Source organism: Natrinema marinum, assembly GCF_024296685.1.
In the GTDB taxonomy this organism is placed as follows: domain Archaea; phylum Halobacteriota; class Halobacteria; order Halobacteriales; family Natrialbaceae; genus Natrinema; species Natrinema marinum.
The window spans coordinates 3,274,815-3,295,876 of record NZ_CP100763.1 but is presented as its reverse complement, the minus strand read 5'-3'; the positions used below and the strand labels follow the sequence as shown (position 1 = coordinate 3,295,876).

Here is a 21,062-nt window from a genome sequence, read left to right as displayed (position 1 = left end):
CGATGATCGCGGCCGCGCTCTTTTCAAAACCGCTCGTCGACGGCGCCCTCGTCTTCGACCCCGAGCCGGCTCACGTCGTCGGCACCGGCGGCGCGATCGGTGCAGTCTGTCGCCACTGGGTCGGCCGGCGGGTCTCGCGTCGCGTCTCGAGTTCCCGGTTCCCGCTGGCGACGTTCGTCGTCAACGTCGTCGGCAGCTTCGCGCTCGGGCTGCTCGTCTTCGCGGGCGCGAGCGAGTCGGTACTGCGACTCGCCGGCACCGGAATCTGCGGCTCGTTTACGACTTTCTCCTCGTTTTCCGTCGAGACGATTCGACTGTACGAACGCGGCGACCGGGCGCTCGCGGTTGGTAACGCCGCGGCCAACCTGCTGTGCTCGCTGGCAGCGATCGGCCTCGCGTGGGGGCTCGTCGCCGCGACGGCCCTCTGAGCCGCGGTGAGCGCGGGCCGCTCGAACGCGTGGGAACTGGTTAGCGACCGGTCAAGTGTGGTACTGAACAGCACGGCTGCGAGCGATCCCCTCGCGTTCGACCCGCGGTAGGTTTATGTCCGGACTGCGTTAGACGACGCTATGGAGGCTCGCCAATCCGCGTGGCGAATCTACCGCGAGTCGCTACCGATTCTCGTGGTCAGCCTCGCCGGTGGGATCTTCGCGGGGGCGGTGCTCGGCTCCGAGGGCATGACCGAGGGATTCCAGCGATTTCCCGGCATGCTGTTGTTGCTGCCGGCCTTTCTCGCGACGCGGGGGAACGTCTACGGCGCGCTGGGTGCGCGCATCTCGAGTGGCCTCCACCAGGGGATGATCGATCCCGAGTTCTCGTGGGACCGGCGACTGGTCAACGCCGTCGCGGCATCGTTCATCAACGGGATCAGCGTCTCGATCTTCATCGCCGTCCTCTCGTGGGGCATTCTGCACGTACTCGGCCGTGAATCCGCCAGGCTCGTCGAACTCGTCTCGATCATGCTCGTCGCGGGAATCCTGACCTCGACGACGCTGATCTTCGGACTACTAGCGCTCGTCTTCGCGAGCTATCAGTACGGACTCGATCCCGACAACCTGATCGGCCCGATCGTCACCACCCTCGGCGACGTCTTCGGCGTCGTCTTCCTCTTCATCGCGCTCACCGTCATCGGGGTGGTCTTCTGATGGCGGCCGCGGGAGCCGACGATCCGCACGATACCTGGACGATCCGGCACATCGTCGGCACGATGTTCCCCATCCTGATCGGCCTCTCGATGCTCGAGATGGGATCGGGCTACGTCCTCTCGGAACTCGAGGAGACCTACCTCGCGAACCCCACGCTGCTCGTGCTCGTCCCCGTGATGATCGGGATGGGCGGCAACCTCGGCGCGATCCTCTCCTCGCGGCTCTCGACGCGGCTGCATCTGGGGGTACTCGAGTTCGACCCTCGAGACGAGGTGCTCTGGACGAATATACTGGCGATTCTCGGGCTGGCTGCGACGGTCTTCTCCGCGCTCGGAGTCACCGCCTGGGTCGTCGGACAGGTCATCGCTCAGCCGATGCCCCTCGCCGACCTTATGATCATCTCGGTCGTCAGCGGGATGGTACTCGCCGCTATCGCCGTCGTGTTGAGCCTCGCCGCGACGTACGTTTCCTATACACGAGGGTTAGACCCCGACGACACGACGATCCCGGTGGTCACGAACGTCTGTGACATCCTCGGCGTGATCGTCCTCTCGGGGGTCGCGATCGTCGTCCTGAACTGAGCGACACTACGGCGAGCGACGAGCCGCCGGCTGTGGGACGTAAACACTCGAGAACGGACGATCTCCCGTCATAGCTCTACCTTGTGACCAGAGCTACTTAAAGAACGGACGGTGGAGTCGCCGTCAGGCGGCCGCGAGTTCGCGGAAGGCCGCCGCGGCCGTCCGGGTCCCCTTCGAGATGAGCACGTCGCCGCCGCGCAGTTCGGCGTCGGCGTCCGCGACCAGCAGCCACCCCTCGCTGGGTCTGCGGATGGCGATCACCGACATCGTCGACTCGGCGTCGGGAACGCCGGCCGTGACCGCCGTGCCGTCGAGCTCGCTTCCCTCCTCGACCGCGACGCGGGTGATGATCTCGTCGCTCTCCTGGACGGCCGCCTGCACGACCGGATGGACGTCGATGTCCCGCAGGACGCCCTCGCTGATCTCGATCGCGGTGTCGCTGATCCGTTCGGTGCTGCTTCCAAGCTGGATCAACCCTCGCAGGACGACCGGATCGGCCGCGTCGGCGGCCGCCCGGAGCGTCCACGCCTCGAACCGCGACTGCATCGCATCGACCTCGACCTCGAGGTTGCGGACCTCCTCGGCGAGTTCCTCACTGTCGAACAGCACGCTGCTGTATGCCAGATCGACCGCCAGCTCGGAGAAGTCCTTCATGTGGATGATCGTGTCCACGGCCCGTTCCAGATCGTCGATATCCGGGGCCTCGGCGGTCGGCGCTTCGTAGCCGTCGCCGGTCAGGGTCTCGTAGACGTCGCCGATCGCCGTATCGGGGCCTCGCAAGAGGGCCACGTCGTCGGCCTCGACGCGCGTGTTCGGCCCCGGATTGAGCAGCCAGTCGCTGCCCCGCCGGAGCGCGATCGCGCGGACGCCCGTCTCCGACTCGAGGTCGATGTCTTTCAGCGTCCGGCCGGCGTAGGGCGAGTTCGCGGCGACGACGCCCCGAACCAGCGTTCCCGCGGCGTCGGGCAGCGCCGCCCGCATTGCCTCGGGCAGGCCCATGTCCTCGAGAACGATCTTCGCGATGTCGCCGGCGGCGTCGCTGATCCCGTCCGCCGCGCCGACGATCCCCAGCACCGGTGCGAGCTGTTCGGCGTCGGCCGGCTTCCGGGCGGCCATCAGGAGGCTCATCCGCGCCCGCATCTCGAGGACGTCCATCCGCTCTTCGAGTCGGAGCACCTCCGTCGCGAGTTCCTCGCTGCGGTGGAGGACGGCCGAGTACGAGAGGTCGATCAGCAACTCCGCGGTGTCTTTCATCTCGACGAGGACGTCCTTGACGCTGACGGGCTCGTACTCGATCGGGGCCGACGACGTCTCGCCCTCGAGCGGGTCCATACCTCGAGAGACGAAGCCCCGCGGAAAAAGCGTTTCCCGCCGGCGGCGTCTGACTCGCGGCCGAGGCGACCTTCCGACACGGTTTTGGCCGGGCGCAAAGAACGCACGACCAATACCAATGCTCGACCGGACCTATCTGCGCGAGAATCCCGACGAGGTACGCGATGCCCTAGAGAACCGCGGGGCAGACGTCGACGTCGACGAACTCCTCGAGCTCGACGAGCGCTGGCGCGAACTGAAAGCCGAAGGCGACGACCTGCGCCACGATCGCAACCAGATTACCAAGAAGATCGGCAAGTTCGTCGGCGAAGGCGAAGACGAGAAGCGAGAGGAGGCCATCGAGCGCTCGCGGGAGCTCAAAGCCGAGATCGAGAACGTCGAAGACGAGGCCGTCGAACTCCAGGAGGAGCTCAACGAACGGCTGCTCGAGATCCCGCAGATTCCCCACGAGAGCGTCCCACTGGGGCTCGACGAGCGTCACAACGTCGAGGACCGGCGCTGGGGCTTCGACGACGGACACGAGTTACCCGACGAGGTGACGCCCCACTACGAACTCGGCGAGGACTTAGACATCATCGACGAGGAACGGGCCGCCAAGACCACCGGCTCCGGCTTCTACTTCCTCAAAGGCGAGGGCGCACAACTCGAGCACGCCTTGGTCCAGTTCATGATGGATCTCCACCGCGAGCAGGGCTACGTCGACCTCTTCCCGCCGATTCCGGTCAAGAGCGCGTCGATGCGCGGCACCGGCCAGCTCCCCAAATTCGCCGACGACGCCTATCGCCTCGGCGGCAGTAACGAGGAGGAGTACGAGGACGACGATCTCTGGCTCTGCCCCACCGCCGAGGTGCCGGTCACCAACATGTACGCCAACGAGATCCTCCTCAAGGACGACCTCCCGCTCAAACACCAAGCGTACACGCCGAACTTCCGGCGCGAGGCCGGCGAGCACGGCACCGAAACGCGGGGCATCGTCCGCGTCCACCAGTTCAACAAGGTCGAACTCGTCAACTTCGTCGAGCCCGAGGACAGCTACGACCGCCTCGAGAACCTGCTGGACGAAGCCGAAGAAGTCCTCCGGCAACTCGGTCTCCCCTACCGCATCCTCGAGCTCTGTACCGGCGATCTCACCTTCGCCTCCGCCAAGACCTACGACATCGAAGTCTGGGCCCCAGGCGACGACATGGACGACGGCCCCGAGGCTGGCGGCCGCTGGCTCGAGGTCTCCTCGGCCTCGAACTTCGAGGACTTCCAGGCCCGCCGAGCCGGCCTGCGCTACCGCCCCGAGCGCCACGAATCGGCCGAGTACTTACACACCCTGAACGCCTCCGGGCTGGCGATTCCACGGGTGATGGTGGCCATCCTCGAGTACTACCAGAACGAGGACGGGACAGTGACGATTCCTGAACCGCTGCGGCCGTACATGGGTGGGAAGGAGGTCATCGAAGGCCACGAGAAGGTCGGCGAGTCCGCGTTGGGTGCCGGCGAGCGGGAGTAGCGCTGCTCTCGACCGGAGTTTCGATCCGGAAGCGTATCGGTTTCAGTAACGACCTCGAGCGTCGCGAACGGGTACTAGATATTTCCACATGTTTTATATTCTATCTTTCTGATTGACAGTTATGTACATCGATCTCAGGCAGAAAGTGATCGCCGGTGTCGTGGGCGTGACGTTCGTCCTCGGCGCGCTGGTGCTGTTCTCGTGGTGGCTCGCGCTGTTCGTCTCCCTCGTCATGGGCCCGTTCTACATGAAGGTTCTGACGGCGTAGCAATCCGCCGAAGCACTGGTACTCGAGTCCGGGAGAGGCCCATGGAAAGACAGCGAGAGTAGCGCACAAAACCGAGGCCGCACAGCAGTCGTACGTAACGGCATCGACGCCCAGCGATCAGCTTGGCCACGCTGTCAACTGGGATTTACAGCGTTGAAAGCGGTCAGCAGTTGCTGGGTGGTGTGCGAGCGATACGCGACGCGAAGCGATACCCGGCGGTAGGCACGCGGCCGACAGCAGAACGAAATCGAAGAGACCGCAGAACCGAGTCGGGCTTAGATGTAGTCGATGCTCGGCGGCAGCTCGAGCTTCATGCCCTTGCGCTCGCGGATCTCCATGATCTTGTCGCGCTGGAGCGAGTCGGACATGAACTCGAAGCCGGCGTTCTCGGTGTTCCAGGAGGCACGGCCCTCGGTCGCAGACCGGATGTCGCTCGCGAACCCGATCATCTCGTCGACGGGTGCGATACCCTCGACGACCATGAGGTCGCCTTCCTGGTACATGTCGTCGACGCGGCCACGGCGACCCTGAATCTCGCCGGAGGCGGCGCCCATGTGGTCGTTCGGCACGTCGATACGGACGTCCTGCATCGGCTCCATCATCTTGATGTGGCCGTCGATGAGCGACTTGTGGACGGCCTCACGCGTGGCCGGGATGACCTGTGCGGGACCACGATGGATGGTGTCCTCGTGGAGCTTCGCGTCGTGGAGACGGATGAGCGTTCCCTGAACCGGCTCGTTGGCGAGCGGACCGTTGTCGAGGGCCTCCTCGAGCCCCTCGATGAACAGCTCCATCGTTTCGTTCAGGTGCTGGATCCCTTTGGTCTGGTCGAGCAGGATGTTCGTGCCGTGGATGTGTTCGACGACCTGGGAGTCGTCTTTGTCCATGCCGGCTTCCTGAAGCGCTTCACGGCGCTCGAGTTCGGGGATGTTCATCGAGGCCTCTCCCATCCGGATCGTCTCGACGATCTCCTCGCTGAGCGGCTCGGCGGAGATGTAGAACCGGTTGTGACGGTTTGGCGAGATGCCTTCGACCTCGTCGCTTGCACGGTCGATGGCCTCGCGGTAGACGACGATCGGCTCACCGGTGTTGACCGGGATGCCCTGGTTCTTCTCGATACGCTGGGTGATGACCTCGAGGTGAAGCTCACCCTGCCCGGAGATCAGGTGCTCGCCGGTGTCCTCGTTGATCGTAATCTGGATCGTCGGGTCCTCTTTCGAGACCTGTCGAAGCGTCTCGATGAGTTTGGGGAGGTCGTCCATCGTCTGGGCCTCCACGCTCTTCGTGATGACCGGCTCCGAGATGTGTTCGATCGACTCGAAGGGAGTCATCTCCGAGCTCGAGACGGTCGAGCCGGCGATCGCATCGCGCAGGCCGGTGACGGCCGCGATGTTCCCCGCAGGAACGTGATCGACCTCCTCGCGTTCCCCGCCCATGTAGATGCCGACGGACTGAACGCGGTTCTTGCCGGCGGTCCCGGAGACGTACAGCTCCTGGCCCTTCTCGAGGGACCCCGAGAAGACGCGGCCGGAGGCGACTTCGCCGGCGTGTGGGTCCATCGCGATGTCGGTGACCATGAAGACGACTTCGCCGTCCTCGTCGACGAGGCGCATCTGTTCGGCGAGGTCGGACTCGTCGTCACCGCGCCAGATGCGCGGAATACGACGGGGCTGGGCGTCGACCGGGTTCGGGAAGTGCTCACAGACCATGTCGAGCACGACGTCCGAGAGGGGCGTCTTCTCGTGGAGCTCCTGGCGCTTGTCCGCGCGCTCGAGTTCCATGATCTCGGCGAAGTCCATACCGGTGCGCTGCATCGAGGGCATCGAGACGCCCCACTTGTACAGCGCGGAGCCGAAGCCGACGGTACCGTCTTCGACGGAGACCGTCCAATCGTCGATATCGTCCATGTCCTCGGTCATGCCCCGGATGAGCTCGTTGACGTCGCGGATGACCGAGAGGAGACGCTCCTGCATCTCCTCGGGACCTTCCTGCAGTTCGGAGATGAGGCGGTCGACCTTGTTGATGAACAGGGTCGGCTTGACGCCCTCGCGGAGCGCCTGTCGCAGCACCGTCTCGGTCTGGGGCATCGCGCCCTCGACGGCGTCGACGACGACGAGTGCACCGTCGACGGCGCGCATCGCGCGGGTCACGTCGCCACCGAAGTCGACGTGGCCCGGCGTGTCGATGAGGTTGATGAGGTGGTTGGTGCCCTCGTACTCGTGGGTCATCGAGACGTTCGCCGCGTCGATAGTGATCCCACGTTCCTGCTCGTCTTCTTCCGTGTCCATCGCGAGCTGTTCGCCGGCGGTCTCGTCGGAGATCATGCCGGCACCGGCGAGGAGATTGTCAGAAAGCGTCGTTTTCCCGTGGTCGACGTGAGCGGCGATGGCGATGTTCCGGATGTTCTCCGGTTCGTCCATCAACCGTTCACACTCTTGGACGATCTTCTTGCGTCGGCCCATATACACCCCTTTACCGCCAGCGGGGTCAAAAGGGTAGTGTTTCGTCGCCGCCGGATTTCGTCGCCTCACCCCGTCCGGACGGCGGAACGTCCAATTTGCGTGAGTGAATGCCACGCAGTTTGGTCTCGGAGCGGCTACGAGGAGGGACGGACAGCGACCGGTATTCACGTCGTGAACACAGTTCACGAGGAGAGTATATCCGGGTTCGGTGGGAGGTGCTACCCGGACGCGATTGGGGGCGAGCGCGGCGGGTTTCAGTCGATTTCTCGGCGACCGACGTTCGCAGTGCGAGTCGCGTCGAACACAGACATGACAGGAACGGACGACCCTACCAACCGCCGAGCGCTTCTGCGAGCGCTCGGAACAGTATCGATCGCCGGCTCCGTGGCCGGCTGCTCCGAACTCTCCCTGTCGTCGCCCGAGGACGACTCGAGGACTGACGACCCAAACGGGACCGACGCCGATTCGGTGACGGACGACGGCTCCGGCGGCGGATCAGGGTACGGCGCGTGTGCGCTCGACGAACAGGAGCCGGGACCCGACTGCGATGCTCCCGTCGAGGTCGCTGCCAGCGTCTCGAGCGACACCGTCTGGGGCGACACGTGTTCGCACTATCGCGTGACGAACGAGATCCAGGTCACCAACGGCGCGAACCTGACGATCGAGCCGGGGACGGCCGTCTCGTTCGCGAACGGCGCGTCCCTGCACGTCCGCGACGGCTCGAGTCTGACCGCGCAGGGGAGCTGCGAGGAGCCGATCCGCCTGACCGGCGAGCAGGCTACGCGGGGGTACTGGAACGGATTGGTCTTCGACGGATCGAACAGCCTCGATAACCGGCTTCGCCACGTCACGGTCGAGTACGCCGGCGGAGCGCGAAGCCACCACACCGTTCGGGCCGCAGGCCTCGAGTTGCTCGATTCGCGCGTCGCGCTCGAGCGGTGTACGATCCGCGAGAACGCTGGCGAGGGGATCTACCTCCGATACGATGCGGCGCTCGACGCATTCGATCAGTGTCTCGTCACCGGCAACGAGACCGCAGCTGCGTGTCGGGATCGAAGCGCCCACCACTTCGACGGCGGAAGTGAGTACACTGGTAACGACAAGGACCGAGTTCGCGTGGCGCCGACGTCCGGCGGTATCCCCGGATCCGCGGACGTGGAGTGGGGTGTCACCGACGTCCCCTACGTGCTGACGGAGGTAGTGTCGAACTACGGTCGGCTCACGGTGGCTCCCGGCGCGACGGTGAGCTTCGAGCGGAACGCGGGGATCGACTCGCGAAACGGCGGCAGCCTCACGGCCGTCGGAATGAACGGCGACGAGTCGGTGGCACCGATCACGTTCACCGGCGAACAGAAAACCCGCGGCTACTGGCGCGGCCTCCAGTTTCGCGACACCGACCGCACCGAGAACCGACTCGAGCACGTCGTCATCGAGTACGGCGGCGCGGAGAGCTATCACCACAGCACCGTCGCTGCGAACGTCACCGTCCGTTCGGGCTCGCGGCTCAGAGTCAACGACGCGACCGTCCGCGAGAGCGGTGGTTACGGCGTCTGCGTCAGTTCGAACGAGACCGTCGATTCGTTCCACAACAACACGGTTACGAAGAACGCGAGCGGCGCCGCCTGGGTCCGCAGCTCGAGTTCGCACTACTTCTCGGACACGAGCACCTACGTCGGCAACGACGACGACCGTATCGATGTCGTGCCGACGAACGACGGCGTTCCGGAAACGGTCTCCGACAGCTGGGAGGCCGTCGATGCCCGCTACGTGGCCACCGACGTGCTTCCTGTCTACGGCGACCTGACGATCGAACCCGGCGCGACGGTGAGCTTCGCACAGGACGCCGGTCTCGACGTGCGGAACGACGGCAGCCTCAGAGCGGTCGGACTGAACCAGGACGAGTCGGTCGATCCGATCACGTTCACCGGCGAACAGAAAACCCGCGGCTACTGGCGCGGCCTCCAGTTCCGCGATACTGATCGGACCGACAACCGGCTCGCCCACGCCGTCGTAGAGTACGGCGGTGCGGAGAGCTATTACCACAGCACCGTCGCTGCGAACGTCACCGTCCGCGCGGGCTCGCGGCTCAGGGTCGATAGCTCCACGATTCGAGAGAGTGGTGGCTACGGCGTCTGTGTCAGTTCGAACGAGAGCGTCGACTCGTTCCACAGGAATACGGTCACGAAGAACGCGAGCGGCGCCGCCTGGGTCCGCAGTCCGAGTTCGGGCTTCTTCCCCGAGACGAGCACGTACGTCGGCAACGACGACGACCGCATCGACGTGATCCCCACGAGCGACGGGATCGAGGAGGGATCGTCCGTTACGTGGGAGGCCGTCGACGCCCGCTACGTCGTCGAAGATGAACTCGAGGTCCGAGGCGACCTCGCGATCGAGGCCGGTGCGACGGTGAGTTTCGAGAGCAACGCGGGAGTGGAGGTCCGGTCGACCGGGAGTCTCGACGCGACCGGGACGGCCGACACGCCGATCACGTTCACCGGCGAACAGCAGACGGCCGGCTTCTGGCGAGGGCTTTCCTACCGCGAGAGCGACCGCGTCGAGAATCGGCTCGTCTACGCGGTCGTCGAGTACGCCGGGTCCGAGCGCTTCAACCACCGGGTCGAACCGGCGAACGTGGCGGCGTACATTGGCTCGCGCCTGCTCATCGAGAACACCACGATTCGCAACGGCGCCGGGTACGGTCTCTATACCAACGCGAGCAATGTGTCGACGACGGCCGTCACCTATCAGAACAACGCCCTCGGCGGATCGGGGACGGCCTGAGGCCGCAGGGTTTCGAACCGCGGTGCGCACGAAATCGCACGATACCGGCCTGCACGCGCTGACGGCAGCCGTCACTGTAATAGCGCTCGAGCCCTTGGTACTGGTAAGCATGGATATACGTGTACAGGGACCGGGGCCGAGCGCGCCGTTTCTCAGCGCTCAAGACCTCTTCGAGACCGAACACGACCTCTCGCTGCCGGTTCACGTCCAGCTTCGGGACGACCCCGACGAGCGGACGTGGGCCGCCCACTACGACGACCGCCACGTCCTGAACATCTCGCGACAGGCCGCTTCGTCGGCGATGGCCCGCGAACTCGCCCTCCACGAGTTCGCCCATATGGCCCGCCACGAACAGCGACACCCTTCACACACACAGTCGACCGAAGAAGTGCTCTACCTCGGGCTGGCCGGTCGCAGCGTCGAGCGCCGCAAACTCTCTCACTGCTACCAGATCGCAAACCACATGAAAGACATCTACGCCGACGATATCACCCTCTCGGTCGGCCCCGGCGAGAAACTGCTCTCGTTCCTCGAGTCGAGTCTCGCGATCGCGCTCGCCGACCGGCCCGAGACGCCGCCTCGGCCGGGACTCGAGCGACTCTCGCCGAGCGCCGATCCGGAAATCACGGCGGTGAACGCGGCCTTCGCGCTGGCGCTTGCGGAACGACACGACCTCGTCGACGAAGACCACCGGCTCTACGACCTCGCCCACGCGGCCGCCATGGACGCCCCCGAGATCGATTTCGGCGAGTTCAAGCGCCGCTTCCGAGAACTCGCTCGCGAACCCGACGCGAGCACCTACCGCCAGGTGCTCGTCGACGCCACCCGCGCGTACGTCGGCGGTGACGGGCTCGCTGCGGACTGACCGCCCACCGATTGCTGCGGTATCGACGGTGACCGTATCGAAAGCCGAATCCCCAGCAAACCGCGTCAGGGCGCCGCCGAGCGGTACGCTTCAATCCGAACCTTTATTGTTTAAGGCAATGAAATGGCGGAACATACAAGTGATGCTCTCGGGAACGGACTGCGCAGAAATGAACGAGGACGGATTCTCCGACGAACTCGCGCGATTGAAACGCCAGGGTGCGGGCGTTCTCGTCGTCGGCTCCGTCCGGCCGGACCAGCGCCGCGATGCCTGTCGGCGACTACTGGGCCAGGAGTCGGAGCAACTCCGTCGTCGGATCCTCGTCTCGACGACCGGTGACTCGCACCAGCTTCCACTCCGTGTCGACGATCCCGACCCGGAGACGTTCTCACCGATCAGCTACGACGCACAGGCTCGCAGCGCCGCCGCGAGCAGCCCGCCAGCCGGCCCCTCGATTCCGGCTTCGCCGACCGAGGTCGACACGCTCGCCGACCTCGGTATTGCCATCTCGAGCGCGATCGAATCCTTCGAAACCGATGCGGGCGGCCTCGAGCCCGCCGAACTCCGGGTCGGCATCGACTCCCTGCTCCCCCTGCTCGAGGAGTACGGCAAACAGCAACTTTTCAAGTTCCTGCATCTGACCAACGGACGAACGCGAGATGTCAACGGGATGGCGCACTATCATCTCCCGGTCGAGCGGGACGCCAGGATCGTCCCGATCCTCTCGCCGCTGTTCGATATCGTCGTCGAACTCCGGGAACAGAACGGCAACTATCAGGAGCGGTGGATTATAGACGATGGGACCCACTCTTCCGGGTGGCTATCGGTCGGCCCCAAGTAACGTCTCGTCGCCACACCGCTGGTTCCGCTGTCGAGGCAGTACTGCAGTCGGCCTGCCAATGGCCGTCCGACACGAGCATCCGTTCCGATGAAACCGAAATTCGAGCCGACACAGGACGGGGTAGAGATCATCGATCCGATCGAACGCCACCGGTATCAGTTGACGACCAACGAACCGGTCTCGCTCGAGTCAGCGTCTGCTGATCGGATCGGGTTCCCAGTTGGTTCAGTAGTCCAGTTTACGGCGGGTTCGATTGAGCTACCGACTACTGAAGGAGTCCTCGTTCGCGATTCCAATGGTATGATGCTCGAAAAAGTGAGCCCTGCTGAACAGGTAGATCTTAAATACGCAGATTATACACTAGACCTGTCAGGTCCTTTAAAAGTATACGCACGCGTGAATAGTTCGGTGTGTGTTTTTTCTGATGGGGAAAAAACATACGTGAATTTCGCTGACGAGACAGACGTGGTCCTCGGAGCGCGATCGTTTCACGAGCGCCCAGCAGGAACGATTACGACAACAAAAGAGCCATCAGACATAATGGCAGCAGTGTCCGCGTTCGGTTCAGCACTTAAGACAGCAACACCCGAACGAGCATATCCGACGCTTCGGGGACATCCACCCAGTCTTGAAGTTGGCAAAACATTAAATATACCCGAGGAGTTTTCTCAATTAGAACATAACGTTCAGATCTGCATACCCAGTACACTTCGGCATGTGTTTTCTATCACCCCACTGGCGTATTATCTTGGCGCAAAAATAGTTCCAGGAGACGTTCCGAAGATAACAACAGGAAGTGGATACGCGTACGAGTTGGATGGTCCAGACGATTTTGGCTCATCGGTTAGACGTGTGTTAGAGAAGTTTTTCTTTCTCGACTGCGTAGTCAGAACGGAAGGGACAACTCCTCTCCCATTATTTGAGCGTCAATCGGTTGAACCACTCCTTCATTTCGATATTGAAACAGCATACAATCAGTCATTCAGCAAACGAGTTGAAACATACCTAAAGGAGCCATATGAGAACCTAAAACCGTACTTCCCAGATTGGAGATTTGAAACGAATGTTCGGCCAGCTGAGAAGTACATTCCGTTCCTCCCTTTCATCGCCAATGACCTCGCAGTCGTTTCCCCTCAAGAAAATGATGATGGATTGGTACCTCCCGAGCCAGTTGCAGAAAAAGCGATCGAGAGTTTTACGCGAAACGACTTCGTGAGGAGCGCACAGCCACATTCTGTTCGCGGGAACAAGTCAGCAATTGAACCCACAAATTCACCAGATCCAACAACAATCCAACAATCATGGACAGGCATCAATAATTCGAAAATCATCAGCACGACTCCGCTATCAGCATATCAGCACAATATGGGCCGAAAACCCAAGGATGGTCCAATTGAAATTCAAGTCGTCTGTAATGACCAAAGTATGCGTGAGGAATTGGAGAGTGTCAACGGAACATACGGAACCCGAGACGAGTTACCGTTTGATATAACATTGAATTACGACCTCTCAACAGAAGGTCTTGAAAACGTCCTCGCCAAAGATAGTGACTTCTTGCATTATATTGGGCATATTGACAAGGGAGGATTTCAATGTTCAGATGGGAAGCTAGATGCAGCAACAGTTGATACTGTCGGTGCGAAAGCCTTCTTGCTGAACGCATGTCAATCCCACGATCAGGGTCTTTATCTCGTTGAAACCGGAAGTATCGGTGGAATCGTAACATTAGGCAATGTTGTAAATAGCGGTGCTGTCAGTGTCGGAAGCACAATCGCACGGCTGCTGAACCTTGGGTTTCCACTCTATGCATCCCTAGATATTGCTCGGCACGAAAATATCGTTGGGGAACAGTATCTCATGGTTGGAGATGGTCGCACCACGATAGCCCAGTCTGAGACTCGTATTCCGAACGTCTGCCTGGTCACAGAAGATTCGGCAGGAGCAAAAATTAATTTGGTTACATACACTTCGGAGAAGTTCACAAGGGGAGGTGTCTTTTCGCCACATATCGACTCAATTGAATCGTTCTATGTAACACCCGGAAAGACAGGAAACATCTCAGTGACAGCAGAGGAGCTAAAGGCATTTCTTGATGAAGCACTCTTTCCAGTTCTATGGGACAACCAGCTCCACTGGAGCAAGGAGCTTCTTAAAAAAGAACACTAAGTCTATGGTCCCAGAAACCTAGTTCCGTTCGTCGCTGCGACATTTCCTGCTTGTGCCAGCAGTAACATAAGGGTGAACAGACCGCCGATCATTCGAGGGTGGTTCTTCAAGTAGTTTGTAATGTCCGTCATGGTACACTCGAGATATCGTCCCGACTAGTAATTAACTTATTTTAAAATAGCATATAGAGAATAGATAATACCAACCCTATATAATGCTGTTAGAAATATAATTAAACGAAGTAAAGAGGCCCGTGAACGGGCCCACCGAGTGCAGTCGAGCGAACTCGAGGGGACCGATACCGCTGAACGGCGCGGCGGGGTACGCTGAGCGAAGGTGACAGATACCGATAGTTAAAGCGGTCGATCGAGGGACGAACGGCTGTCGCTAGGTGAGAACGGAAAGAGAGAACTGAATCGCGTTAGCGTGCGGCTGCCGCGACGCGCTCTTTTTCTTCTTTCTGGCTGACCGCGTAGGTCTGGACGTCGTAGTTGGCCGCGCCGATGAGCTGGCGGGCGATGGCCTCCTCGACGGACGTGTTCGTCTTGAACGAGTCGTTGTAGACGCCCTCGGCGAGGAACTTCAGGGCCTGGTCGACCCGACGCTGCGGGGCGACGTCGACAGCTTTGGGGACCGAGATGCCACCGTACTTCAGGCGGACGGTCTCCTCCCGCGGAGCGGCGTTCTCGACGGCCGTGACGAGCACCTGAATCGGATTCTCCTCGGTGCGCTCGTGGATGAGATCGAAGGCATCACGGACGTAGTTGAGCGACTGCTGTTTCTTGCCCGTATTCTCCTCGGTCTGCATCAAGCGGTTGATGAAGCGCTCGACGATCGAGACCTGCGATTTCTTGAACTGCTTGCTGGCGTGACGGCCCGCGGTGTGTGCGACGGGCGTCACCGTGATGTAGCGCTCGGTCGAGGGGTCAGCGTACTCGAGTTCGCCGATCTCCCACGTTCCGAAGAGCTTCGCCGAGACATCCGCCTCCGCGCCGCCGGCCGGCGCGTCCGGGTCCGGTTGATCTTCTGCCGCCATGGTTATCGCACCGGTTTCTCCGCGTTCCCGCGGACGAGTTCTTTCAGCGCGACGCCGTTGACCTTGTCGACTTTGTAGTTGACGCCGGAGAGGTCGCCCATCGCGCGACCCTTCGCCCCACCGATCCCGGCGATGGTGACTTCGTCGTGCTCGTCGATGAAGCTGATCGCGCCGTCACCGGGACAGAACGCGGTGACCTGTTTGCCGTTCTTGATCAGTTGGACGCGAACGCACTTTCGGATCGCCGAGTTGGGCTGTTTCGCCTCGATGCCGACCTTTTCGAGTACGATACCGCGAGCCTGCGGTGCGCCCTCGAGCGGGTCGGACTTCTCGCGAAGTCCGCGGGCGCGGCGCGCGTAGTCCGAGTCGGACCACCGCTGGTTCTGGCGGTCCTTCTTGAGCTTGCGCGCGGCGTATTTGCCGTTTGCCATAGTACCCGTCGCTATCCGACGAAGGCACTTAAGCGACCCGTTTCGACTCCGCATTACGGCTCGAGAACCGTCGATCGACCCCAACGAAGGAATCTGAGCGGGTTTCGTCACCGAAGGGTCGCTCTCGAACCGTCCATGTCGTCGCTGGATCCGGTAGCAGAGCCGACGAATCGAACGGATCGTTCCAGTCGAGGTGCCGTGGTAAGGCCACTCAACCGACGCGGCGACCGGATCCCGCAAGTGCCACCGTCGACGGTTCCACGCACGCTATTTTCGGCCGAATATTTATCAGTTCAGAAGACAGTGTTCTGACGATGAAGCGTCGACGCGTTATCGCGGGGATCGTTACGACGACGCCGCTGTTCGCGGGGTGCGCCGAGCAGGGGTCGAGCGTCCAACTCGAGCCGCGAAACGTACGGGTCGTCGGAACCGACGACGACGGCTGGACGTGGGACGTAACCTTCGACGTGTGGTACCACCTGAACGCCCTCGCCAAAAGTGAAGGATTCTACGGCGTTCGCTCACATCTCGTCAACACCGACGGGGAAGAAATCGATCGGTTCGAGCACGGCGACCTCCCGTGGCACGCCCTCGAAACCGACGAGCGAACGAAAACCGACACCGAAGCGGGGACCGAGTACAACGGGACGTTCCGTGAAACGGTGTCGGCGACCGCGGATCGGTTTCCGAACTGGATCGTGTTTACCGTCGACCGGACAGAGACCTCCGGGCGGGCGCTCGTTTCGGTTTCCGGTGTGACCGCTGCCGATCCGGTTCCGCTGGAATCAACCGACGCCGACGATCGGAACCGGACGGACACAGGTACCGGTTCGAGGGGATCCGAAGCCGAGACCGGACCGATTCGCCTCGAGATCGCGGACGAGGACTGGACGCGGATCGAACTGGAACGATATCAGTCGTTTCCGCCGACCGGCGAGATCGGGTCGGCCGCGAACGCGACGACCAACCGAACCCGAAACACACCGTCCGACCCCAACGTCACGGACGACCGTGATGTCGACTCGAACTCGAGCGGATAGTTCCGATAGGCAGGCGGAGACCGGTCTCGCTGACTCGTTCGAAGTCGATTCAAAAAGCGGTCGGAGCCGCGTCAGATCAACTGCACGTCGTCGATCCCGCAGTGCCGACCCGCGAGGGTACGAGCGGCGTCGATCGTCCGACCGTTCGTACCGATTGCGACGCCGCGGTCGTCGTCGGCGACCTCGACGTAGGCGACGGTGTCGTTGTTCTCGCTGATAGTGACGTTGTAGACGGCCGCCGGCGCGAGCACGTTTGCGACGAATTCCTCGGGATCATCGGCCCCTTCGACGAGGCGGACCTGTGCGTCGACGCGCTCTTCGAACCGCTGGACGGTCCGGCCGCCGGGGCCGATCGCCTCGCCCATGCCGCCGCTCGCGACGACGATCAGCAACTGATCGCCGCCCTCGGTGACGAGGCAGTCCCGACCGTCGACGCCCGTCACATCCTCGAAGGCGGCGAGGTACTGCCGGGCATCGTCGTCGAGGGTGACGCCCATCGATCAGTCGGCCTGACTGCTTCCGGACGTCGTCGATCCCATCCGGAGGTCGACGTCACCGGTGCCGAGTTTGATCGGCTTCCCGACGATGACGTTCTCCGTGACGCCGTCTAAGTCGTCGACTTCGCCGTGGATCGCGGCGTTGAGCAGGTGGTTGACCGTCACCTCGAACGCCGCGCGGGCCAGCACGGACTCCTTCGAGCCCGAGATGCCGTGGCGACCGATCGACTCGATCTCGCCGCGGTTAGTCATGATGTCCGCGACGAGCATCAGGTGTCGGACGTTCACGTCGTCCAGCCCCTGTTCGGCCAGCGTGTTGTTCGTCTCCTCGATGATGGCCTCGCGGGCCGCTTCGATGCCGAGGTTGCGCCGGATCTCGTGGATGTTGTTACACGTCGTCCGCGAGGCGTCGACGCCCTCGATCTCGAGGACATCGCCAAAGGCCGAGCCCTCGGTGTAGAGGACGAACTCCTCGCCCTCTTCGAGTTCCTCGCGGCGGATGACGACGCGAGAGATGTCCTCGATTCCCTTGAACGTGATGTCGCGCAGCTCCTCGACGAGCTGGAGCAGATCACGGTAGGACGGCTCTTCCGGGCCGAACTGAATCTGCGTGCCCTGCTGGACCGTGCTCACACCCAGCGAGTCCTCGATGATCTCGGCAACCTCCTCGGGCGTGATCATCCGCTCGCGGAGGGTGTCCTCGTTGAGCGAGATCTGGACGCGCATGTCCGCGACGTTCGTCGAGACGTCGCCCAGCGCGAGGATCTTCGTCGCCTCGATCTTCCAGACGACCTCGTGGGCCTTCTCGCGCTCGGTGGCGTACTCGCCCTCGAGGTAGACGGTCATCATCGGCGTATCCGGGGTCTTCCGGGCGTCGACCAGTTCGATCAGCCGCGGCAGCCCCTGCGTGACGTCGATTTCGGCGACCCCCGCGTAGTGGAACGTGTTCATCGTCAGCTGCGTGCCGGGTTCGCCGATCGATTGGGCGCTGACGGTGCCGACGGGATCGAGCGGGTCGACCCGCGTGTCCAGGTAGCGGGTCTCGACGGCCTTCGCGAGTTCGTCGGCGTCCTCGACGGTGGCGCCCTCGCGGGCCTCGAGGGTCTCGTAGACGTCGTCTTTGAGCCGTCGCGGGAGGTCAGTGTCCTCGACGACCGCGATCGTGTCGTCGTCGACGTCGTAGTGGACCTCAGTCATCGGAGGTCACCTCCGTGCCCTCGGCGAGGCGATCGTCGGCGTGTTCGGAGAGGTTCGTCGGCCGCGGCCGGGAGCCGAGGAACTCCTGTTTCTCGGCCTCGGACTCGAACTCGGAGTCGAGGACGCGACTGGCGATGTGTTCGACATCGATGTTGTTCTCGTCGCCGGAGGAGACCTTGACCGGCGAGGTGCCGTCCTCGCCGAACTCGAACTGGACGATCGTGTCCGAGGTGTCCCGGACGGTGCCGTCGTACTGCGTCTCGAGTTCGGAGAGGGCGTTGATCAGCCGACGCTGCAGGTAACCGGACTTCGACGTTCGGACTGCGGTGTCGACCAGCCCCTCGCGGCCGCCCATCGCGTGGAAGAAGAATTCCCGCGGAGTGAGACCGCTCGTGTAGGAGTTCTCGACGAAGCCGTGTGCCTCGGCCGAGAGGTCGTCGGGCTCGTAGTGCGAGAGCGTGCGGTCCTCGTAGCCGCGGTTGATCCGCTCGCCTCGAACTGCCTGTTGGCCGACCGCGCCGGCCATCTGGGTCAGGTTGAGCATCGATCCGCGGGCACCGGAGTTTGCCATGACGACCGCGGGGTTCTCGTCGTCGAAGTGCTCGTCGGCGATGTTCCCGGCGTTGTCACGCGCACGCGAGAGCGTTTGCATGATCTTCATCTCGAGTGTCTCGTCGATCGTCCGCCCCGGCAGGCTCTCGAGTTCGCCGCGCTCGTAGGCCTCGATCAGCTCTTCGACGCGGTCGTTGGCGTCCTCAATGGTCTCGTCGATGCGGGACTGGGCCTCCTCGGGGATGGTCTCGTCGTCGATCCCGATCGAGAACCCGAAGTGCATGATGGCGCGCATCGCCAGCGTCGAGACCTCGTTGATGAAGATCCGCGCGCGGGTGTTGCCGTAGATCTTCGTGATCGTGTCGACGATCTCGCCGCCGAACTCGCCGACCTCGTCCTCGGCGATCGTTCCCTGGAGCAACTGGCCGTCCTCGATGACGACCTCGTCGCCGACGGTCCCGGTGAACTCGAGGTTGAGGTCGTCGGGCAAGAGCTCGGAGAAGACGTCGTAGCCGGTCCAGAACGGTTTGTCCTCGTCGTCGATCCCGCTGGGTTCGGGCAGTTCGTCGATCCGGGTGGCCCGAAGCAGGTCCAGCGCCTGGGTCTCGTTGAACCGGGGGTTGTCGTTGGTCAGCAGGTACATCCCGCTGATGTGGTCCTGAATGGCCCCGATGATGTTCTCACCGAAACGCGGCGAGAGGATCTGCTCTTGGACGCGCATGAGCACGCGGGCCTCGGCGCGGGCCTCCTCGTTCTGGAGGGCGTGCATGTTCATCTCGTCGCCGTCGAAGTCGGCGTTGTACGGCGGACAGACGACGGTGTTCAGCCGGAACGTCTTGTACGGCATGACCACGACCTCGTGGGCCATGATCGACATCCGGTGGAGCGACGGCTGGCGGTTGAAGATGACGATGTCGCCGTCGATGAGGTGGCGGTTAACCTCCCAGCCGGCCTCGACCTTCTCGGCGAGTTGCTCGCAGTTCTTCTCGGTCACCTTCAGCCGGCGACCGTCGGGCCGGCGGACGTAGTTCGCGCCGGGATGACCCTCGGGGCCGTTCGAGACGAATCGACGGGCGTCGGCGAGGTTGCGCTCGGTGACGTTCATCGTCTGGGTCATCTCCTTGGCGACGCGGTCCGGGACGCCGACCTCGTTCAGCGAGAGGGTCGGGTCCGGCGAAATGACGGTCCGGGCGGAGAAGTTCACGCGCTTGCCCGACAGCGAGCCCCGGAAGCGACCCTCCTTGCCCTTCAGGCGCTGGGAGAGGGTCTTGAGTGGACGGCCGGAGCGATGTCGCGCCGGCGGCGTGCCCGAGATCTCGTTGTCCATGAACGTCGTGACGTGGTACTGCAGCAGTTCCCAGAGGTCCTCGATGATCAGCTGGGGCGCGCCGGCTTCGCGGTTCTCCATGAACCGCTGGTTGATCCGGATGATGTCCACCAGCTTGTGCGTGAGGTCGTCCTCGCTACGCTGGCCGTTGTCGAGCGTGATCGACGGCCGCGCGGTGACCGGCGGGACGGGGAGAACGGTGAGGATCATCCACTCCGGCCGGGAGCGTTCGGGGTTGATGCCGAGCACCTCGATGTCCTCGTCCGGAATCGCCTCGAACCAGTCCCGGATGTCGCTGGGCATCAGCTTGTTCGTGTCCTCCTCGGTGAGGTCGATGTCTAAGGCCTTCTCGATGGCCTTGCGCTGGCTCTCGCGCGGACGGAACGACCCCGAGAGGATCTCGTTGACGCGAGTGAGGTCGATCTCGGTCTGCTCGGCGAGCTCGTCGGGCGTCGTCCGCTCGATGCCGGCCTCCTCGTCGCCCTGCATCGCGCCGGCGATGCGCTGGGAGTACTCGCTGGTGAGGACTTGCTGGACCTCGTAGTAGGTCGTCGGCTTCTCGTGGTCGATGTCGTACTGGATCTCGCCGCAGAACGGACACCGATCCTTCTTGCGGGCCTGCCGGATCGCGGCCTTGGTCACGTCGTTTAGGTCCCGGCTCAGCTTCCGGGACTCCTCTAACTGATCGCGGAACTCGTCGCGTTCGTCTTCCGTCAGCAGCAGCTTCGAACACTCCCGACAGGTCCCCCGCAGGAGCCGCCGGATGAGTTTCGTGAAGCCGACGTGGATGACCGGTGCGGCCAGTTCGATGTGCCCGAAGTGGCCGTTACACGACCCCGAGTGCTTCCCGCAGGTCTTGCACTCGAGTCCGGGGTCGATGACGCCCAGCCGCGGGTCCATCAGCCCCATGTCGATGGGGAAGCCGTCGTCGTCGTAGGTGTCGGCGGTGATGATCTTCGTCGCGCTCATCTCCCGATACTCCTCGGGCTCCATGAGCCCGAAGGAGATCTGTCCGATGTCTTTTGGTGTACTGTTTTGCATGG

At 62.8% G+C, this 21,062-nt stretch carries 18 protein-coding genes; 10 read left to right on the top strand and 8 right to left on the bottom strand.

From position 1 onward, the window contains the following. Positions 1 to 2: 2 nt before the first annotated feature. From crcB to NKH51_RS16335, 3 genes are all read left to right on the top strand, one after another. Positions 3 to 428 carry a fluoride efflux transporter CrcB gene (gene crcB, locus NKH51_RS16345; protein ID WP_254765170.1) on the top strand — a complete coding sequence of 142 codons (426 nt, stop codon included), beginning with the start codon at positions 3 to 5 and terminating at the stop codon, positions 426 to 428. A gap of 141 nt (positions 429 to 569) precedes the next feature. Next, positions 570 to 1,145, top strand: a complete 576-nt coding sequence (locus NKH51_RS16340) for a magnesium transporter (RefSeq protein ID WP_254762731.1) — start codon at positions 570 to 572, stop codon at positions 1,143 to 1,145. Further along, positions 1,145 to 1,726 (top strand): magnesium transporter, encoded by a 582-nt coding sequence (locus NKH51_RS16335; protein ID WP_254762730.1) that lies wholly within the window; start codon positions 1,145 to 1,147, stop codon positions 1,724 to 1,726. Before NKH51_RS16340 ends, NKH51_RS16335 begins: the two co-directional genes overlap by 1 nt. 123 nt (positions 1,727 to 1,849) lie before the next feature. Here NKH51_RS16335 and NKH51_RS16330 read toward each other — a convergent pair whose 3' ends face one another. Next, positions 1,850 to 3,058, bottom strand: a complete 1,209-nt coding sequence (locus NKH51_RS16330) for a potassium channel family protein (RefSeq protein WP_254762729.1) — start codon at positions 3,056 to 3,058, stop codon at positions 1,850 to 1,852. Positions 3,059 to 3,176: 118 nt separating this feature from the next. Here NKH51_RS16330 and serS point away from each other — a divergent pair, with 118 nt between their 5' ends. Beyond that, the gene (serS, locus tag NKH51_RS16325; protein ID WP_254762728.1) at positions 3,177 to 4,556 is read left to right on the top strand and encodes a serine--tRNA ligase; all 1,380 of its coding nucleotides are present in this window, start codon (positions 3,177 to 3,179) and stop codon (positions 4,554 to 4,556) included. 121 nt (positions 4,557 to 4,677) lie between these two features. Beyond that, on the top strand, positions 4,678 to 4,824 hold the full coding sequence (locus NKH51_RS16320) for a hypothetical protein (protein ID WP_254762727.1): 147 nt from the start codon (positions 4,678 to 4,680) through the stop codon (positions 4,822 to 4,824). A gap of 275 nt (positions 4,825 to 5,099) precedes the next feature. Here the strand turns inward: NKH51_RS16320 and NKH51_RS16315 are convergent, their stop codons facing one another. Beyond that, positions 5,100 to 7,286, bottom strand: a complete 2,187-nt coding sequence (locus NKH51_RS16315) for an elongation factor EF-2 (RefSeq protein ID WP_254762726.1) — start codon at positions 7,284 to 7,286, stop codon at positions 5,100 to 5,102. A 309-nt stretch (positions 7,287 to 7,595) separates the two neighbouring features. Here NKH51_RS16315 and NKH51_RS16310 point away from each other — a divergent pair, with 309 nt between their 5' ends. The 4 genes from NKH51_RS16310 to NKH51_RS16295 all read left to right on the top strand — a co-directional run bounded on the left by NKH51_RS16310 (position 7,596) and on the right by NKH51_RS16295 (position 13,939). Continuing rightward, entirely contained in the window at positions 7,596 to 10,067 is a 2,472-nt protein-coding gene (locus NKH51_RS16310; protein WP_254762725.1) for a hypothetical protein, read from the top strand. Positions 10,068 to 10,176: 109 nt separating this feature from the next. Then, positions 10,177 to 10,932, top strand: coding sequence for a DUF5781 family protein (locus NKH51_RS16305; protein WP_254762724.1), 756 nt, complete (start codon positions 10,177 to 10,179; stop codon positions 10,930 to 10,932). A 142-nt stretch (positions 10,933 to 11,074) separates the two neighbouring features. Then, positions 11,075 to 11,773: a DUF7504 family protein gene (locus NKH51_RS16300; RefSeq protein WP_425606706.1), complete on the top strand. Its 699-nt coding sequence runs from the start codon at positions 11,075 to 11,077 to the stop codon at positions 11,771 to 11,773. A gap of 300 nt (positions 11,774 to 12,073) precedes the next feature. Next, entirely contained in the window at positions 12,074 to 13,939 is a 1,866-nt protein-coding gene (locus NKH51_RS16295; protein WP_340674292.1) for a hypothetical protein, read from the top strand. A gap of 2 nt (positions 13,940 to 13,941) precedes the next feature. On the opposite strand, the gene NKH51_RS18950 is transcribed toward NKH51_RS16295, so the two are convergent. The 3 genes from NKH51_RS18950 to NKH51_RS16285 all read right to left on the bottom strand — a co-directional run bounded on the left by NKH51_RS18950 (position 13,942) and on the right by NKH51_RS16285 (position 15,406). Further along, positions 13,942 to 14,070: a DUF7503 family protein gene (locus NKH51_RS18950; protein ID WP_425606675.1), complete on the bottom strand. Its 129-nt coding sequence runs from the start codon at positions 14,068 to 14,070 to the stop codon at positions 13,942 to 13,944. A 290-nt stretch (positions 14,071 to 14,360) separates the two neighbouring features. Continuing rightward, entirely contained in the window at positions 14,361 to 14,975 is a 615-nt protein-coding gene (locus NKH51_RS16290; protein WP_254762721.1) for a 30S ribosomal protein S7, read from the bottom strand. Between the two features lie 2 nt (positions 14,976 to 14,977). After that, entirely contained in the window at positions 14,978 to 15,406 is a 429-nt protein-coding gene (locus NKH51_RS16285) for a 30S ribosomal protein S12 (protein WP_004267302.1), read from the bottom strand. 314 nt (positions 15,407 to 15,720) lie between these two features. On the opposite strand from NKH51_RS16285, the gene NKH51_RS16280 reads away from it, so the two are divergent. Next, the gene (locus NKH51_RS16280) at positions 15,721 to 16,446 is read left to right on the top strand and encodes a hypothetical protein (RefSeq protein ID WP_254762720.1); all 726 of its coding nucleotides are present in this window, start codon (positions 15,721 to 15,723) and stop codon (positions 16,444 to 16,446) included. Between the two features lie 71 nt (positions 16,447 to 16,517). Here the strand turns inward: NKH51_RS16280 and NKH51_RS16275 are convergent, their stop codons facing one another. Genes NKH51_RS16275 through NKH51_RS16265 form a run of 3 tightly spaced genes read right to left on the bottom strand, consistent with a single transcriptional unit; the run spans position 16,518 to position 21,060 of the window. Next, positions 16,518 to 16,943 carry a NusA-like transcription termination signal-binding factor gene (locus tag NKH51_RS16275; RefSeq protein WP_254762719.1) on the bottom strand — a complete coding sequence of 142 codons (426 nt, stop codon included), beginning with the start codon at positions 16,941 to 16,943 and terminating at the stop codon, positions 16,518 to 16,520. A gap of 3 nt (positions 16,944 to 16,946) precedes the next feature. Beyond that, on the bottom strand, positions 16,947 to 18,140 hold the full coding sequence (rpoA2, locus tag NKH51_RS16270; RefSeq protein WP_254762718.1) for a DNA-directed RNA polymerase subunit A'': 1,194 nt from the start codon (positions 18,138 to 18,140) through the stop codon (positions 16,947 to 16,949). Further along, entirely contained in the window at positions 18,133 to 21,060 is a 2,928-nt protein-coding gene (locus NKH51_RS16265; RefSeq protein WP_254762717.1) for a DNA-directed RNA polymerase subunit A', read from the bottom strand. The genes rpoA2 and NKH51_RS16265 overlap by 8 nt, the downstream gene beginning before the upstream one ends. Between the last annotated feature and the right edge of the window lie 2 nt (positions 21,061 to 21,062).

Bases quoted from the DNA above. Each gene is read 5' to 3' on its own strand.
- crcB (WP_254765170.1), top strand. From the start codon at position 3: ATGATCGCGGCCGCGCTCTTTTCAAAACCGCTCGTCGACGGCGCCCTC.
- NKH51_RS16340 (WP_254762731.1), top strand. From the start codon at position 570: ATGGAGGCTCGCCAATCCGCGTGGCGAATCTACCGCGAGTCGCTACCG.
- NKH51_RS16335 (WP_254762730.1), top strand. From the start codon at position 1,145: ATGGCGGCCGCGGGAGCCGACGATCCGCACGATACCTGGACGATCCGG.
- NKH51_RS16330 (WP_254762729.1), bottom strand. From the start codon at position 3,058: ATGGACCCGCTCGAGGGCGAGACGTCGTCGGCCCCGATCGAGTACGAG.
- serS (WP_254762728.1), top strand. From the start codon at position 3,177: ATGCTCGACCGGACCTATCTGCGCGAGAATCCCGACGAGGTACGCGAT.
- NKH51_RS16320 (WP_254762727.1), top strand. From the start codon at position 4,678: ATGTACATCGATCTCAGGCAGAAAGTGATCGCCGGTGTCGTGGGCGTG.
- NKH51_RS16315 (WP_254762726.1), bottom strand. From the start codon at position 7,286: ATGGGCCGACGCAAGAAGATCGTCCAAGAGTGTGAACGGTTGATGGAC.
- NKH51_RS16310 (WP_254762725.1), top strand. From the start codon at position 7,596: ATGACAGGAACGGACGACCCTACCAACCGCCGAGCGCTTCTGCGAGCG.
- NKH51_RS16305 (WP_254762724.1), top strand. From the start codon at position 10,177: ATGGATATACGTGTACAGGGACCGGGGCCGAGCGCGCCGTTTCTCAGC.
- NKH51_RS16300 (WP_425606706.1), top strand. From the start codon at position 11,075: ATGCTCTCGGGAACGGACTGCGCAGAAATGAACGAGGACGGATTCTCC.
- NKH51_RS16295 (WP_340674292.1), top strand. From the start codon at position 12,074: ATGATGCTCGAAAAAGTGAGCCCTGCTGAACAGGTAGATCTTAAATAC.
- NKH51_RS18950 (WP_425606675.1), bottom strand. From the start codon at position 14,070: ATGACGGACATTACAAACTACTTGAAGAACCACCCTCGAATGATCGGC.
- NKH51_RS16290 (WP_254762721.1), bottom strand. From the start codon at position 14,975: ATGGCGGCAGAAGATCAACCGGACCCGGACGCGCCGGCCGGCGGCGCG.
- NKH51_RS16285 (WP_004267302.1), bottom strand. From the start codon at position 15,406: ATGGCAAACGGCAAATACGCCGCGCGCAAGCTCAAGAAGGACCGCCAG.
- NKH51_RS16280 (WP_254762720.1), top strand. From the start codon at position 15,721: ATGAAGCGTCGACGCGTTATCGCGGGGATCGTTACGACGACGCCGCTG.
- NKH51_RS16275 (WP_254762719.1), bottom strand. From the start codon at position 16,943: ATGGGCGTCACCCTCGACGACGATGCCCGGCAGTACCTCGCCGCCTTC.
- rpoA2 (WP_254762718.1), bottom strand. From the start codon at position 18,140: ATGACTGAGGTCCACTACGACGTCGACGACGACACGATCGCGGTCGTC.
- NKH51_RS16265 (WP_254762717.1), bottom strand. From the start codon at position 21,060: ATGCAAAACAGTACACCAAAAGACATCGGACAGATCTCCTTCGGGCTC.